Here is a 14,901-nt window from a genome sequence, read left to right as displayed (position 1 = left end):
GGAGGGGAGCACGGAGTTTCCCATTCCGGGGTGAAGTCCGCGCGGGTCAGCAGCCCTTGAGGACGGCCGCCAGCTTGTTCTTCTCGGCGGGGTCGACCGTCAGCTTGTAGTGGTGCTTCACCGTGACCCACATCTGGCTGTACGTACAGGCGTAGGACGCGAGCGGCGGCATCCACTGCGCCGGGTCCTTGTCGCCCTTCGCCTGGTTCACCCGGTCGGTGACGGCGATCAGCTGCGAGCGGGTCAGGTCGTTGGCGAACGCCTGCCGCTGCGCGGTCGTCCACGTGTTGGCGCCCGAGCGCCACGCCTGCGCCAGCGGCACGATGTGGTCGATGTCGATGTCCTGGGCGTCCTCCCAGGTGGCGCCGTCGTACGGCGAGACCCAGCGGCCCTCCACCGCGGCGCACTTGCCGTCCTGCTGGACGTCCTCGCCGTCGCGCTTGAGGACGACCTCACGGGTGTTGCAGGCGCCGCCCTGGCTGCTCCAGTGCGGGAACTTGGACCGGCTGTAGCCGTCCATGGAGCCCTCGCTCTTGACCGTCAGCTCGCCCAGGTACGTACGGGCGGTCGCGGCGTCCGCCGGGGCGGGCGGCGCGGCGTGGGCGGCCGGGCCGCTGAGGACGATGGTGCCGACCAGGGCGGCGAGCCCGCCGCCGACGGCCGCACGACGCGCGTAGACGCCGCGCGGAGCAGAGGTGACGCGTATACCGGACATGGGAACTCCCTTGAAGTGGGGGGTTGTCGGCCGTCGGGGCGCGGCCAGCATCGCGGCGACGGATTACCGAGGGGTGGTCGCCGGGTAACAGCGTGGCGACGCGACCATGTCAAAGCAAGGGGGCGGGAGCGTGATCCACCCCTCGGACGGGTTCGCTGACACGCCGCCACCCGCGCGCGTCAGCAGGGATGTTCAACAACCGTAGGGTGACCGGGTGCTCGCCGCCGAAGTCCTGCTGCCCGTCGACACCACCCTCGGGGTGGTCCTCGCGGCCCTGCTCGTCGCCGCCGTCACCGTCGCCGCGCTCGCCCGCCTCACCGGCGACCGGGGCCGGGGCTACGCCCGCCAGATCGCCGTCGCGGGACTGCGCGCCGCCGTGCAACTGGCGGCGGTCTCCGCACTGATCGGCTGGGTGGTCCGGGCGGCCCCGCTGCTGCTGTGCTTCGTGCTGCTCATGTTCGCCGTCGCCGTCCGGACGGCGGGCCGCCGCGTCACGGACAATCGCACCTGGTGGTGGGCGGCCGTGCCGATCGGGGGCGCGGTGCTGCCGGTCGTCGCCGCGCTGCTTCTGACCGGGCTCGTGCCGTACCGCGGTATCGCGCTGATCCCGGTCACCGGCATCCTCATCGGCGGCGGCCTGACCGCGACGGTCCTCGCCGGCCGGCGCGCGCTGGACGAGCTGCGCACCCGGCACGGCGAGGTGGAGGCGGCCATGGCCCTCGGCTTCCTCGACCGCGAGGCCCGGCTGGAGATCGCCCGCCCGGCCGCCTCGGACGCTCTGCTGCCGGGCCTGGACCAGACCCGGACCGTGGGCCTCGTCACGCTGCCGGGCGCCTTCGTGGGCATGCTGCTGGGCGGCGCCTCACCGCTGCTGGCGGGCGCGGTGCAGCTGTTCGTGCTGGTCGCGCTGATGGCCGTGCAGGTGGTGGCGGTGGCCCTCACCCTGGAACTGATCGCCAGGGGCCTGCTGCACCGGGGTGCCCCCACCGAGGTACCTGTACCCTGAAGGGAGCAGAAGGGGAGTAGCTCTTCGCCGGACCGTCGACATACTGCTGAGTTCGCTCAGCCGGCGCCCGGAGGCGGAGGTTTTCACATCCGCCAGCGAGACCTTCGGCCGCAGTGTCCACGACGCTGCCGTGCCGAAGCGACCCCTGATCCCCACGCAGGCCCCGTCCCTCGGTGCGCGCAGCCCCACCGACAGAGGAAACCCTGTGTTCAGCTTCACCGTCGCCGCCCTGGTCTTCGGGGTCGTCTTCCTGGCCGAGCTGCCGGACAAGACCGCTCTCGCCGGCCTGATGCTCGGCACCCGCTACCGCGCGAGCTACGTCTTCGTCGGCGTCGCCGCCGCCTTCGCCGTCCACGTGGCCCTGGCCATCGCCGCGGGCAGCGTCCTGACCCTCCTGCCGCACCGCCTCGTCCAGGCCGTCGTCGGCCTGCTCTTCCTCGCGGGCGCGGCGATGCTGCTGCTGAAGAAGGACGACGGCGAGGAAGAGATCAAGAAGCCCGCCGACCAGTCCTTCTGGAAGGTCTCCGGCGCGGGCTTCATGCTGATCCTGGTCGCGGAGTTCGGCGACCTGACCCAGATCATGACCGCCAACCTCGCGGCCCGCTACGACGACCCCGTCTCGGTCGGCGTGGGCGCGGTCCTGGCCCTGTGGTCGGTGGCGGGCCTCGGCATCGTGGGCGGCCGCACCCTCATGAAGCGGGTGCCGCTGGCTCTGATCACACGGATCGCGGCGGTGCTGATGCTGGCGTTGGCGGGGTTCAGTCTGTACGAGGCGGTGGCGGGCTGACGGCTGTACCGCTTGGGCGCAGTGTGCCGCTGCCTGTGCCCGCGGCCCCGCGAGGCGCGCCTTCGGGCAGACCGATCGCGGGGCCGAGGGCCCGGTAGTCCACGAAGCGCCGCGTGCCGCACCTGCCGCATGCGGCGATGCCGGCGCTTGTGGTCCACTCGTCTTCGGGGTGCGTGCACGGCATGGGCGGAGCCCGGTCACCGTGTGCCGGTACGCGGCATCTGCCAGTTGGCAGCGCAGGCGGCGCACGCTCTGAGGTGCCACGTGCTGGCTACCCCGGCCCAGTCGGTGACCTCGACGCGGCCGGCGGGCACATGGCCTCCTTCTGGGAGACGGCACCAGCAACAGGCGTCACCGCGTAGCTGACTCTCCGAGTAGGCGGTCGGTGAGGGGAGTGACGCACGTCGGTGTGCCGGGGAGCTCGGGGTGTCGTGCTGAATGTCGGACATGACACTTACCTTCATGCCTCGAAGGGGTCGTTCCTACCGCGTTCCGGGGACGTTGGGAACGCAGCAGCCTTAGCGTGCGATGTGTTCCCAACGTCCCCGGGGGTACTCGTGAACGAAGCCCTGCGCCGAGCCATGGCCGATGCACGGTTGACGGACGACCAGCTGGCCGAGCGGTGTGGTGTCGACATCAAGACAGTGGGCAGGTGGATCACTCAAGCGGGACGTGTACCCCGCGCCCGGCACCGGTGGGCGGCTTGCGAGGCACTCGGAGAGGATGAGGCGGTGCTCTGGCCGGAGGCAGCGAGGAAGGCCGTCAAGATCGGGCCGGACCGGGAGATCGTCTCGGTCTACCCCTATCGGTCCGGATGCCCGGCATCCCTGTGGCGTTCGCTGATCACCAATGCCACGGAGGATCTGACCTTCGCCGGATACACCAACTACTTCCTCTGGCTTGAGCAGGCGCGCTTCGGTACGGCGCTACGCCGGAAGGCCGCCCAGGGGTGTCGAATCCGTTTCCTGGTCGGCGATCCCGACAGCGACCTGACGCGCGCAAGGGAGAGGGACGAGGCGGTGCCGCTGACTCTGTCCACCCGCATCCGCGTCACCCTTGCCGAGCTGGAGAAGATCAAGGCCCAGCCGGGGATCGAAGCGAGATTCAGCGGTGGTCATGCCCACCTCTCGGTCTTCCGCTTCGACGACGACATGATCGTGACCCCCTTGCTGACCCATCGAGTCGGCCATGACGCCCCTACGCTTCACCTACGGCGCCGTCAGGACGATGGGCTGTTCGACCGTTTCGCCTCTCACGTAGCGGAGTTGTGGGAGAGCGGGAGCCCAGTCTGGCAGGGAGACGCTCATGGTTAGGCGTGACTTCGAGGACGACCCCGACGCCCCGGCCGCCAACAGCCTCGTCCCGGCGGCTTCGGCCGTGGTCGTGGATGTCGGCGGTCGTGTCCTGCTCCAGCGTCGAAGCGACAACGGGATGTGGGCACTGCCCGGCGGTGCCATGCGTATTGGCGAGTCCCTTCCCGAATGCGCCGTACGGGAGACGAAAGAGGAAACCGGCCTGAATGTCACAGTGACCGGCATCGTGGGCACGTACAGCAATCCCAGGCACGTATTCGCCTACGACGACGGGGAAGTACGGCAGGAGTTCTCCATTTGCTTCCTCGCCCGCCCGGTCGCGGGGGAGACGGGCAACCTTGCGGTGTCGGACGAGTCCACGGATGTGCGCTGGTTCGACCCGGAGGAAGTGGATGCGCTGCCCATGGTTGCCGGTGTGCGCAAGCGCGTGGACGACTGGCGGCACGGGCGTATGCCCGCGATCCGATAGGGCGGGGACGCGATGAGCGGGCACGATTCCATGCCGCTTCACTCGGTCTCGGTGGCGGGAGCTGTCGTGCGCGAGGACGGACGGGTCCTCGCGATCAGGCGCAGTGACAACGGGCGGTGGGAGCTGCCGGGCGGAGTGCTGGAGATCGACGAGGCGCCCGAAGAGGGAGCCTGCCGGGAGGTGCTGGAGGAGACCGGCATCGAGGTCGAGGTGGAACGGTTGACGGGCGTCTACAAGAACATGACGCGCGGGATCGTGGCTCTGGTCTTCCGCTGTAAGCCCGTGGGCGGTGCGGAGCGGACCTCCGATGAGTCCGTGGCTGTCTCCTGGCTGACTGCGGAGGAGGTGCGTGCGGCGATGACCGAGGCCTACGCGGTCCGGATTCTGGACGCATTGGTCGACGGCGGTACCCCGCACGTGCGGATTCACGACGGTCAACGGCTGATGCGTGCCGGCTGAGCGCTGATGCCTTCGAGAACCGTGCAGGCTCGACCGGAAGCCGGGGAATGCCTCTCGCCGGCGGTCGTGATCTGGGACTCTTGGCCCGACCGAAGGGGGAGTGCCCATGACCTCGGGCTTTGGACTTGTCGTGCGCTTCACGCTGCGCGACGCCGACGCGGCGGAAGCTTTCGACGAGCTGGTGTCACGGACCCTGGAAGGGATCCGGCGGCACGAGCCGGGCACCGTCGTCTACATGAACCACCGCGTACCTGGTGAGCCGGAGGTGCGGATCTTCTACGAGCTGTACGAGGACCGCGCCGCGTTCGACGCGCACGAACAGCAGCCGCACATCAAGCACTTCCTCGAAGCGCGCGAGGAGTTCGTCTCCCGCACCGAGGTGACCTTCCTGGAGCACGTCGACGGAAAGGCGTGAGAAGGCTGGCGCCCCCCGAAGGACGGCGTGCGTGTGTGGTCATCGCGTGATTGCCACGGTGGCGAGGCCGCGCAGGAACGCCCTGGAGGGCGCGTGGGAGGCGGCGAGTGCGGTCGAGAACGCGTACCGGCTCGCCACGCGCGCGGGCGCCGGTCACACGGTGCACCTGGTGATTGCGCTGCGGGATACGAATGTCGCGACCCACGCGGGAGACTTGTCCGGGGCGCGCCGCGCGCTGAGTCGGGCCGTCAGTCACCAGGGACGCGCGGACACGGATGCCGAGGTGCCGAAATGGGCTCAGTTCGTCGGCCCGTTCGAGGTCGACTACGCCACAGCGGACATGTACGTGCGGGCCGAGCAGCCGAAACAGGCCGTGCCATTCCTGCGCGCCGCCGTGCGCGGCATCGGCGGCGACCTGGCTCGCAACGGCGTCTCGTACCGCGTGAAGCTCGCAGGCGTGTTGCTCGCCGCCGGGGAGGTCGACGAAGCTTGCGCGGAGATGGGTGCTGCTCTCGACGCGTTCGGCGGTATCGCCTCTCCGCGGCTGCTGGGCAAGATCCGAGGGTTCCAGCGAGCTGCGGCCGGCATCGACAGCATCGCGGCCCGCGAGTGCGGAGAGCGCATCCGCGGGACCATCCGAGGAGGCACGACGTGACGCAGCAAGGGGCCATCACGGTAGAGCGCATGGACGGCCCTGCCGCCGCTCGGGCCGAGGACGCGTTCAGACTGGTCTACGCCGAGGCATTCGCCGAGCCGCCGTACAGCGAGACCGCAGACGATGTGGCAGCCACCTTCCGGCGCTTCCGCTCCCAGACCCGCAAAGGCACCTTCCGCGCCGCCCTGGCCTGTGCCGAGGACGGCGAGCCGGTCGGCATGGCGTACGGCCACCCCCTCGGGCCCAACACGGGCTGGTGGGACCAACTGACCGAACCCGTGCCCGAAGAGATGCGGCGCGAGGACGGGCACCACACCTTCGGCCTCATGGAACTTGCTGTGCGCGAGTCGTGGCGCCGGCAGGGCATCGCGCGCTGCCTGCACGAGACGCTGCTCGACGGCGTCGAGGCCGAGCGCGTGCTGCTCAATGTCCACCCAGACAGCAAGACTGCGTCGGCCGCCTACCGGGCGTGGGGATACCGCAAGATCGGCGAGGCGCGCCCGTGGGAGGGCGCGGACCTCCATGACGTGATGCTGCTCGACGTTAGGCCCGATCAAAAGAGCGTCTAGGGCCAATGCCGTTGCGTTACGGTCTGGCCGTTCTCGGTGGGTGGATGAGGACGGCCTGGGTGGGGGTTTGGGTGGGTTGTGGCCAGTGGCGGTGTGCGGCTCTTTTGAGCCGGTAGTTGGACATCTTGCGTTTCACGACCCGTGGTTGACTGCGAAGTCGGCGTGGGGGCCGAAGGCCGTCCAGGCTGTCGTCACGCCACCGCGTCAGGTGTCCGATCAGCAGTTCAGGGGGAAAAGACACCTGGCGAGGTGGTGACGCTGCGCCGGACGGCGCGCAGCGTGTCGGTGAAGGAGAGCCGGTCCGGATCGGTTCTTTGGGCGGTGGCGCATCGGACCATCAGAGACCGCAGGGCGTAGTGGACCAGCAGGTGCGCCCAGATCTGCTGGCGCACACCCTCGGGCGTCTTGCTGGAGAGCACGACCCGCGGACCGCGCTGCTGCGTCTTGATCTCGGCGAATACCGATTCGGCCTCCCACCGCTCGCAGTACACGGCGGCCAACTCCGCTGCGGGGTAGAGCTCTTCGTCGAGGAGGTCGGTGACCAGGCGGTACTCCTCCACTCCCGAACGGGGACCGATTCCTTCGAGCCCGTAGGCGATCACCCGCACCCGGACCGGGTCACGCTTCTTCCCGTCGGTGCCGGCATGCAGGCGGCTGAGCCAGGAGCCGTCCGCAAGCCGCTGCTGAACGGGAAGCACCCGGTTCGCCGAGACCCGCCACAGCAGATGGGCACCGGTCGCGGTGAAGGCCCGCCACAACGGCACACCGAGGAACTCACGGTCGGCGAGCACGAGCATGTCCGGGCCGGTTGAGCGCACCAGCCGGGCCGACAGGGTCAGCTCGCCGACCCGGCAGCCGCCCAGCTCCGCGTCGAGCACCGCATGCGTCCCGCACTCAACCAACGCGGCCATTCGTACCTGCGGGAACGCCGACCGGTCCGGCTTGCGGGTGTTGCCCGGACGGCCGAACTCCGCAGCATTCGCAGGTGAGTCGGCGACGTCCCAGCAGGTGCCGTCCACTGCCGTCAGCCGAAGTCGCCGCCAGGACGCACCGGGTGTTCCCGTCCCGGCCAAGGGCCTCGCGGTGGCGGCGAACAGCACCCGCAACGGTTCAGCCCCGAGCCTCTCCCGGGCCCTGAACAGGGATGACTTGGCGGGGATCCGCCAGTCGCCCCACAGGCCGGCACTCCGCAGGCCCTCGGCCAGATGCCTCAGCACCTCCAGATACGGCGCCGGGGAGAACAGCGCCAGACCCAGCACGAAATAGACCGTAAGCCGAGCCGGCAACAGCCGTCTGCGCTGTTCGGTCCGGCCGCACGCCGCCACCACCCGATCCACCAAGCCCGGCGGATACACCCAGGTCAACAACCCCAGACCCGCCAGCTCAGGCACACGCTCAGCCATCGGCACCACCCCCGGAACAGCACCCAAAGCCTACGCCCACAGCTATCGCAACGGCATTGCGTCTAGGGCGTGTCCGCAAAGTCAATTGGGGAGCCATAGCCGCAGGCAGGCGAGGGTGACCAGGGCTTTGTAGTGGCGGGCTCGTTTGTCGTAGTGGGTAGCAAGGTCCTTGTTCTGCTCGAGGCGGTTGAAGCAGCGTTCGACGACGTTGCGGCGCCGGTAGATCTCGTGGTCGAGGCGGCACAGGCTTTCGCCGCGTCGTCGGCGTCCGCTGATCTGGTCGGCACGCTCGGGAATGGTGCAGGCGATGCCGCGTTGCCGCAGGTAGGCACGGATCTTGCGGGATGAGTAACCTTTGTCTCCAACCACCCGGGCTGGCCTGGTCCGTGGCCGGCCGGGCCCGCACCGGGCGATCCGGATGCGGGCCAGAACCGGCTCGAGCTGCGTGCAGTCGTTGGCGTTCCCGCCGGTGACGGTGAACGCCAGCGGACGGCCATGGCCGTCCGCTGGCGAGGTGGATCTCCGTGCTCAGTCCGCCGCGGGACCGGCCGAGTGCCTCACCAGTCCAGGGCCCTCTTTTCGGGCTCCGGCGGCGTGCTGATGGGCTCGTACGATCGTCGAGTCGACGCAGACGAGGGACCAGTCCACTGCGCCGACCGCGTCCGAGTGCTGCTGGACATGGGCAAGGAGCCGCTCCCAGGTCCCGTCCGCAGACCAGCGGCGGAACCGTTCGTAGACGGTCTTCCGTGGCCCGTACCGCTCGGGCAAGTCCCGCCAGGCTGCCCCGGTCGACAGCTTCCACAGGATTCCGTTGAGGACCTGCCGCCGGTCCCGGACAGGACGGCCCATCCGGGGCGGGGTCAGCAACGGCTCGATCACTGTCCAGGCCTGATCAGTGAGTTCATGACGACGCACCACGAACGGAGCAACGACCAACCGACTTTGCTGACACGCCCTAGTCCGGGGGAAGCGGCGAGCAGGCCGGAGGAGGCGGGTCCGTTCGGCCCGTACGGTGATGATGGCCCGCCATGCACTCGAGTGAACCGTCAGGTGAGGACACCGACGCGGGCTGCGAGCCCGCGAAGCTCGGTGGTCGTCCGCCCCGAGACCAGCAGGCCGGAGATCAGGGACTTCACCGCCGGGCGGGCGTGTGTCTCTTCCGGGGCGTGGTGTTCGGCGGCAAGGAGCGCGCGGATGCAGTCGTTCCGGCGATTCCAGCGGGCGAAGGCGGTGGCGACGTCGGTGTAGTAGCGGGCCCGCCGCTCGGTGCTCGGTAGGTTCCCGGGCACTACCGCCTTGGCCGCCGCGAGCGCGGCAGAGGGGTCGCCGGCGGAGTTCTCTGCTGAGACCAAGTGGAGCTGGACGGTGGTCGGGCTGAAGCCGCCGCCGTGGTCCCGCAACACGGCGGCCGGGCCGAGCTCCTGGGCGATGGCAGCTGCCTCGCCGGTCAGCTCCCGCATCCCGGCCGCGTCCCCGGCGCGGGCGGCGGTGTAGGCGGCGGACTGGATCAACAGGCCCCGCTGGGCCGCCAGTGCCGGCTCCCCGCCACGGATGGCGGGGTTGTCGGCGGCCGCCAGGGCGATGGACAGTGCCTGCTCGTGCCAGTCGGCCTTACGCGCCAGAACCGCGAGCTGGCGCGCGGCCTCCGCGACCAGTAGGGGCTCGTCGACGGCTTCGGCGGCCTGGCGTGCACGGTCGGCGGCCATCCAGCCGAGCTGCTGCTCGTCCAGCTTGATCAGCATGCGCGTGGCCAACAGATAGCTGCGCACCAGCAGCCCGTCACCCTCGGTGCCCTCACCACCGGCCCGGGCGTGGGCCGCACAGATCAGCCGGGGCAGCCGTACAGCCAGGCTGCCGTACGCGCAGGCGTGGAAGTCCGTGAAGGCCCGGCCCAGATCCGTGTGCAGGACCGCCGTCGACGGCACGGTGACGTCTGTGTGGAGGCCGAGCATGGCGTCCCGCACGCGGGCGACCAGTGCCTCGCCGACGGCGCCTTCCTCGGAGGGCGTCTTGCCGGTGGGAAGGACGGGGACGCCAACGGCCGCGGCAGCTGTGACCGCGAGATTCGCGAGCAACTTCCTGCGCCGCACCGGGTCCTCCCCGCCTTCTCGACGAGCCGTCCCTGCCACCCTAGGGCCCGGAAGGCGGGGGTAGGCGGTGGCAGGGCCGATCGCATGGCCGTGCCGGACGTCCGGTTGCGGGGTCAGGCCGAGGGCGTGTGGCGGGATGTTGAGGGCGTCAGCGAAGCGTCGCAGCACGGTGACGTCGGTCAGCGGCGAGATACCGCGCTCGTACCGTGATACCTGGGCGGCCGAGAACCTGGTCAGCACGCCGAGCTGGGCCAGGGTCAGGCCCTGTTTCTTGCGCGTCTGCCGGACCAGGTCGCCCACGGTCGTCTGAGACACCGGCTGTGCTTGGACCGCGTCCATACCGTCCCCGCTCGTCGGCGAGAGTTGGGCCGCCGCTCACCGTACCGGCGCCCGCCGCCGCAGGACAGGGGCTTTGCACGGGATGCAAACGGCTTTGCGGTCTACGGCAACGCCCCTGCCACCGATGACGAGGCCGCGGTGTCCTCGGAGGGCAGGCGGCCCGGACGGCGGGGCGCCGCGGCGCATCCGAAAGGGGATGTGAGGGATGAGCGTACGCAAGAGGGCCGCGATGGTGGGCCTCGGCGGCCAGGCCACCAACGACCACCTGCCCGGCCTTGCCCAGTGCCACCTCGCCGAGCTCGCCGGGATCTGTGACGTCGACGCCGACCGGGTCACCGCCGCGGCCGCCACGCACCAGGTGCCCGGCTTCACTACCGTCGAGCGCCTGCTGCAGGAGGTTCGGCCGGACTTCGTCATCGCCGCGGTACCGCACCACGCCGGGCAGCAGGTCGTCGCCGCGTGTGCCGAGGCCGGGGTTCACGTGCTCAAGGAGAAGCCGTTCGCCACCGGCCCCCACGAGGCAGCCGACCTGGCCACGCTGTGCGAGAAGACGGGGATCGAGCTGATGGTCACGGTTCAGCGCCGCTTCCACCCCGTCTACGCCGCCGCCCTCCAACTGCTGGAGCGGATCGGCACCCCCTACCTGGTCGAAGGGCGCTACACCTTCCACTGCCCGGACCCGGCCGCCGGCTGGCGCGGCCGCGCGAAGCTCGCCGGTGGCGGGTGTCTGGCGGACATGGGCTACCACCTCATCGACCTGCTGATCTGGTACCTCGGTCTGCCCGACCGCGTCCTCGCGGACACCTCGACCGCCGCCGCGCCGGGCGCCGAGTACGACGCGGAGGACACCGCCCTGGTCCACCTCGCCTACGACCGCGGCCTTTACGGCTCGCTGCTGGTCTCCCGCTCCGCCGGCCCGAAGACCGAGCGCCTGGCCGTCACCGGCCCGCACGGCACGCTCGCCGTCGAGCGCGGCACCGTCCGTCTCCTCGACCCCGGCGGGCAGGTCGTCGAGTCGCTGCTGCGCGACCCGGCCTGGCCCTGCCCGCCCGCCGCACAGATCGACCGCTTCTGCCGCGTCCTGGACGGTACCGCCCCCAACCCTTCCGGCCCGGCCGCCCACCTGCCGCACACCGCGTTCTTGGCCGCCGCCTACGCCTCCGCCACCACCGCCCGCCCCGCAGACCCGAAGGAGTTCCTGGCATGAATGACTCCGCACTCGCCCTGCTCGGCGGCGAACCGGCCGTGACGGCCTTGGGCCCGCACTTCGTCTGGCCGCCGATCGAGGACACCGACCGGCGCGCCGTCGCAGCCCAGTTGGAGACAGCCGTCTCGATCCCCGACCGCTCCGGCGTCGTCGCCGACCTGGAGGACGCGCTCGCCTCCTGCCTGGGTGTCCGGCACGTCGTAACAACCTGCACGGGCACGGCCGCGCTGCACTCGATGTACGCGGCCGCGGGCATCGGTCCCGGCGACGAGGTCATCGTCCCGGCCCTGACCTTCCACGCCACCGCTACGCCGCTGTTCCACCTCGGCGCCCACCCCGTCCTCGCCGACGTCGACGACCGCGGTCGGCTCGATCTCCGCGACGCCGCCCGGCGGCTCACCGCCCGTACGAAGGCCGTCGTCGCGGTGCACCTGTGGGGCCTGCCGGAGGACATGGACGCGCTGGTGTCGTTCGCGGACGAGCACGGGCTGATGCTGCTGGAGGACGGCTCCCACGCGCACGGCGCCACCTGGAACCGCCAGGTGGTCGGCACGTACGGTACCGCGTCCGCGTTCAGCCTCAACGGCCCCAAACCGCTCTCGGCCGGCGAGGGCGGCTTCGTCGCCACCGACGACACCGAGCTGTACTACCGCGTCCTGCTGCACGGTCAGTACAACAAGCGGTGCCGCCGCGAGATCCCCGCCGACCACCCGCTCGCGCGCTTCGCCGTCACCGGCATGGGCTTGAAACTGCGCATCCACCCCCTCGCGGCCGCGCTCGTCCGCGCCCAGCTCACCCGCCTGGACAGCTATCTCGCCGGACGGCAGGCCATCGCGGCCCGCATGTGCGCGGCCCTCGACGATGTGCCGGGCATCCGGGTACCGCACGTACCGGTCTCCGCCCGGCCGTCCTGGTACGCGCTGCCGCTGCGGTACGAGCCGGCCGAGCTCGGGGGGCTGCCGCTTCAGCGGTTCCTCGACGCCCTACGTGCCGAAGGCGCCACCGAGGCGGACCGGCCGGGCTCGACCTGCCCCCTGGGCACTCATCCGCTGTTCCAGGCTCCTGGAGCCCTGCTGCCTGGATACGCTGACCGACAGGGCCCCGCCGCCGGTGACTGCCCGGCAGCGGAGTACGTGCACTCCACCACCTTCAAGCTGCCGGTCTGGCACCGCAAGGAGGACGTCCGCCTCGCCGACGCCTACACCGCAGCCCTCGCCAAAGTCGCCTCCCACGCCAAGGATCTGCTGTGAGCTCCCTCGACACCGCTCTGCTCGCCGACCTCGTCCGCACCGCCGAACGGGACGGCATCACCAAGAGCGTCGTCGGCGCGGTCATCGCCGACGGCGACGGCAAAGTGCTGCTGCTGCACCGGTCGGCCGACGACTACCTCGGCGGGCTGTGGGAGCTGCCCTCCGGCGGCGTCGACGCCGGTGAAACCCTGGTCGAGGCCCTGCGCCGGGAGGTCGCCGAGGAGACGGGGCTGACGGTCACGGCCGTCGGCGGCTATCTCGGCCACTTCGACTACCGCTCCGGCAGCGGACGCGCCACCCGCCAGTTCAACTTCACCGCTACCGTCGCCGGGGAGACGGTCACGCTCACCGAGCACGACGCGCACCTGTGGGCCGACCGCACCCGGCAGAACCAGGTGTCCAGCGCCGTCCGGACCGTCCTCGACACCTGGCGCCGCCAGATCGCCTGACCGGCGCCCGAGGCCCGTAGCTGTACGCGGCCGGACCGGGAGCCCAGGCGTATGCCGAGCCCACGGCCGGACGTGTCCGCCGCTGCCGGTGGCGCCGGGAGCCGATGCGGCCTCAGCCTCGCGTGAGCTCGGGCGGCAGCACCGGCGGGTTGCCCTGCGTCCATGTGATGTGCAGATCCGCGCGGCGTAGCCGCCAGCCGTCCACGGTCCACACCAGCTCGTTGTCCGTGCGGCCGCCGGAGAGGAACAGGGTGCCGTCGTCGGCGAGTACATGCGTGCTGAGCTGGTTGCCGCGCAGGGTCGCGCGCTCGCCGTCCACCTCGATGATGTAGTTGGAGCCGAAGTGCACTGTGCGGTCGAAGAGCCGCATCGCGGTGCGTACGTTCCCGAGGACGGCGTCACGTCCCCGCACCGCTCCCGCGGGGGTCGCGGTGGTCGCGTCCTCGGTGAAGAACGACGCGGCCCACGATGCGTCGAACTTCCGGTCGTCGAGGGATCGCAGATAGCGGTCGAAGAGGTCCGTGATCTCGGCGCGGTGGATCAGGGCCAGGATTTCGGTGCGCGACGTCTCGTTGTCCATGACGGCGATCATCCGACCTCAACTTCGGTCGAGGTCAAGCGGGACGCCGCCGTCACACCCCCGCGCCGCACCGATCGCGGCGGTCCGCCGCGTGCCACGCCGCGAGGAGGCGCTCGTACATCCTCCGCTCCGACCTGGTGAGCAGGCCCCGGCGCGTGGCCAGGAAGGCGCGGATGGTGTCGTTTATCTCCTCGGGCGACAGCTGGTCGGTAGTCGAGTCGGGTGACATGGGACCAGGCTACGAGCAGGAGGCCGCCTTAAACCCCCAGACTCGATCAAGTTCGCGGAACGCTCATCAAACGGTCATCAAGACGAACGCTCATCGAGACCCGTGGCAGCTTCTTACCCGACCGTCAGCGCGATGCCGCCGTCCGGCCCCGCCGTGACCCGGACCTGCTCCAGGTCCATGACGTGTACGTCCGGCGCGTGGGCCGCGGCGCGCGGGCCGACGCCCACGACGCGCATGCCGGCCGCCTTGCCCGCTGTGATGCCCGCCTCGGAGTCCTCGAAGACGATGCAGTCCTCCGGGGCGAAGCCGAGGGCGGCGGCGCCCTTGAGGAAGCCCTCCGGGTCCGGCTTGCTCGCGCCGACGCTCTCCGCCGTGACGCGGACCTCGGGCATCGGCAGGCCCGCCGCGCCCATGCGGGCCGTGGCCAGGGCGCGGTCGGCCGAGGTCACGAGGGCGTGCGGGAGGGGGGCGAGGGCGGCCATGAAGGCCGGGGCGCCGGGGACCGGGACGACGCCGTCGACGTCGGCGGTCTCCGCCGCGAGCATGCGGCGGTTGTCGGCGTGGTTCAGCTCCATGGGGCGGTCCGGGAGGAGGACGGCCATCGTCGCGTAGCCCTGGCGGCCGTGGACGACCTTCATCACCGCGTCCGCGTCCAGGTCCTGCTCGGCCGCCCACTGGCGCCAGCAGCGTTCCACGACGGCATCGGAGTTGACGATCGTGCCGTCCATGTCCAGGAGCAGGGCGCGGGCGGTCAGCGTGATCGGGGTGCTTGCGTTGGCCGGCATCGGCGGACTCCAGGGCGCGGGAGCAAAAAAGACAAGTGGCTCCGCCCGCCGGTCAGGGTATACGGACGGAGCCACTTTGTTTCTTCACGATACAAAAAGGGCGCAGCGAACGCCAATGTCGCTGGTCGCAGCCGTCCGGGAGCGGGCCGGGAGCGGGCCTGAGGCGGTCCGGGGGCCGTCC

At 70.7% G+C, this 14,901-nt stretch carries 18 protein-coding genes and 1 pseudogene; 11 read left to right on the top strand and 8 right to left on the bottom strand.

Translation table 11 applies throughout. From position 1 onward, the window contains the following. Positions 1 to 46 precede the first annotated feature (46 nt). Positions 47 to 715, bottom strand: coding sequence for an HNH endonuclease family protein (locus JO379_RS10610; protein WP_130877555.1), 669 nt, complete (start codon positions 713 to 715; stop codon positions 47 to 49). A gap of 214 nt (positions 716 to 929) precedes the next feature. On the opposite strand from JO379_RS10610, the gene JO379_RS10605 reads away from it, so the two are divergent. Together JO379_RS10605 and JO379_RS10600 are read left to right on the top strand one after the other, a co-directional pair. After that, on the top strand, positions 930 to 1,721 hold the full coding sequence (locus JO379_RS10605) for an ABC transporter permease (protein ID WP_130877554.1): 792 nt from the start codon (positions 930 to 932) through the stop codon (positions 1,719 to 1,721). A 205-nt stretch (positions 1,722 to 1,926) separates the two neighbouring features. After that, on the top strand, positions 1,927 to 2,508 hold the full coding sequence (locus tag JO379_RS10600) for a TMEM165/GDT1 family protein (RefSeq protein ID WP_130877553.1): 582 nt from the start codon (positions 1,927 to 1,929) through the stop codon (positions 2,506 to 2,508). Here the strand turns inward: JO379_RS10600 and JO379_RS34095 are convergent. After that, positions 2,480 to 2,692, bottom strand: a complete 213-nt coding sequence (locus JO379_RS34095) for a DUF6255 family natural product biosynthesis protein (RefSeq protein ID WP_372449065.1) — start codon at positions 2,690 to 2,692, stop codon at positions 2,480 to 2,482. The two genes, JO379_RS10600 and JO379_RS34095, sit on opposite strands and share 29 nt — an antisense overlap. Before the next feature lie 373 nt (positions 2,693 to 3,065). Between JO379_RS34095 and JO379_RS10595 the strand changes: the two genes are divergently transcribed. The 6 genes from JO379_RS10595 to JO379_RS10570 all read left to right on the top strand — a co-directional run bounded on the left by JO379_RS10595 (position 3,066) and on the right by JO379_RS10570 (position 6,388). Further along, entirely contained in the window at positions 3,066 to 3,821 is a 756-nt protein-coding gene (locus tag JO379_RS10595; protein ID WP_209514731.1) for a DUF5919 domain-containing protein, read from the top strand. Then, positions 3,814 to 4,290 (top strand): NUDIX hydrolase, encoded by a 477-nt coding sequence (locus tag JO379_RS10590; RefSeq protein WP_209514729.1) that lies wholly within the window; start codon positions 3,814 to 3,816, stop codon positions 4,288 to 4,290. The genes JO379_RS10595 and JO379_RS10590 overlap by 8 nt, the downstream gene beginning before the upstream one ends. 30 nt (positions 4,291 to 4,320) lie before the next feature. Beyond that, on the top strand, positions 4,321 to 4,749 hold the full coding sequence (locus tag JO379_RS10585) for an NUDIX hydrolase (RefSeq protein ID WP_245381433.1): 429 nt from the start codon (positions 4,321 to 4,323) through the stop codon (positions 4,747 to 4,749). A 106-nt stretch (positions 4,750 to 4,855) separates the two neighbouring features. Then, complete coding sequence (locus JO379_RS10580) at positions 4,856 to 5,164, top strand: putative quinol monooxygenase (RefSeq protein WP_209514725.1); 309 nt, start codon at positions 4,856 to 4,858, stop codon at positions 5,162 to 5,164. A gap of 46 nt (positions 5,165 to 5,210) precedes the next feature. Next, on the top strand, positions 5,211 to 5,819 hold the full coding sequence (locus tag JO379_RS10575) for an NsdA family TPR-like regulatory protein (RefSeq protein ID WP_245381432.1): 609 nt from the start codon (positions 5,211 to 5,213) through the stop codon (positions 5,817 to 5,819). Between the two features lie 29 nt (positions 5,820 to 5,848). After that, a complete protein-coding gene (locus tag JO379_RS10570) occupies positions 5,849 to 6,388 on the top strand; it encodes a GNAT family N-acetyltransferase (protein ID WP_209518633.1) in 540 nt (179 codons plus the stop codon). Between the two features lie 224 nt (positions 6,389 to 6,612). On the opposite strand, the gene JO379_RS10565 is transcribed toward JO379_RS10570, so the two are convergent. The 3 genes and pseudogenes from JO379_RS10565 to JO379_RS10555 form a co-directional block, all read right to left on the bottom strand. Beyond that, positions 6,613 to 7,791: an IS4 family transposase gene (locus JO379_RS10565; protein ID WP_209514724.1), complete on the bottom strand. Its 1,179-nt coding sequence runs from the start codon at positions 7,789 to 7,791 to the stop codon at positions 6,613 to 6,615. 81 nt (positions 7,792 to 7,872) lie between these two features. Further along, a pseudogene (locus JO379_RS10560) lies at positions 7,873 to 8,706 on the bottom strand (IS5 family transposase). A 131-nt stretch (positions 8,707 to 8,837) separates the two neighbouring features. Beyond that, positions 8,838 to 10,196 (bottom strand): helix-turn-helix domain-containing protein, encoded by a 1,359-nt coding sequence (locus JO379_RS10555; protein ID WP_307841944.1) that lies wholly within the window; start codon positions 10,194 to 10,196, stop codon positions 8,838 to 8,840. Between the two features lie 229 nt (positions 10,197 to 10,425). On the opposite strand from JO379_RS10555, the gene JO379_RS10550 reads away from it, so the two are divergent. Genes JO379_RS10550 through JO379_RS10540 form a run of 3 tightly spaced genes read left to right on the top strand, consistent with a single transcriptional unit; the run spans position 10,426 to position 13,126 of the window. Next, positions 10,426 to 11,427, top strand: a complete 1,002-nt coding sequence (locus tag JO379_RS10550) for a Gfo/Idh/MocA family protein (RefSeq protein ID WP_209514720.1) — start codon at positions 10,426 to 10,428, stop codon at positions 11,425 to 11,427. Then, positions 11,424 to 12,677, top strand: coding sequence for a DegT/DnrJ/EryC1/StrS family aminotransferase (locus tag JO379_RS10545; RefSeq protein WP_209514718.1), 1,254 nt, complete (start codon positions 11,424 to 11,426; stop codon positions 12,675 to 12,677). The genes JO379_RS10550 and JO379_RS10545 overlap by 4 nt, the downstream gene beginning before the upstream one ends. Further along, on the top strand, positions 12,674 to 13,126 hold the full coding sequence (locus tag JO379_RS10540) for an NUDIX hydrolase (RefSeq protein WP_307841943.1): 453 nt from the start codon (positions 12,674 to 12,676) through the stop codon (positions 13,124 to 13,126). The genes JO379_RS10545 and JO379_RS10540 overlap by 4 nt, the downstream gene beginning before the upstream one ends. 112 nt (positions 13,127 to 13,238) lie before the next feature. Here JO379_RS10540 and JO379_RS10535 read toward each other — a convergent pair whose 3' ends face one another. The 3 genes from JO379_RS10535 to JO379_RS10525 form a co-directional block, all read right to left on the bottom strand. Then, on the bottom strand, positions 13,239 to 13,706 hold the full coding sequence (locus tag JO379_RS10535) for a nuclear transport factor 2 family protein (protein ID WP_209514716.1): 468 nt from the start codon (positions 13,704 to 13,706) through the stop codon (positions 13,239 to 13,241). Between the two features lie 52 nt (positions 13,707 to 13,758). After that, positions 13,759 to 13,935: a hypothetical protein gene (locus tag JO379_RS10530; protein WP_165451508.1), complete on the bottom strand. Its 177-nt coding sequence runs from the start codon at positions 13,933 to 13,935 to the stop codon at positions 13,759 to 13,761. 113 nt (positions 13,936 to 14,048) lie between these two features. Continuing rightward, positions 14,049 to 14,720, bottom strand: coding sequence for an HAD-IA family hydrolase (locus JO379_RS10525; RefSeq protein WP_209514713.1), 672 nt, complete (start codon positions 14,718 to 14,720; stop codon positions 14,049 to 14,051). Positions 14,721 to 14,901 lie beyond the last annotated feature (181 nt).

The organism is Streptomyces syringium (genome assembly GCF_017876625.1).
Classification (GTDB): domain Bacteria; phylum Actinomycetota; class Actinomycetes; order Streptomycetales; family Streptomycetaceae; genus Streptomyces; species Streptomyces syringius.
Note: the sequence above shows the minus strand (reverse complement) of the source record. Positions and strands in the feature narration are given on the sequence as shown.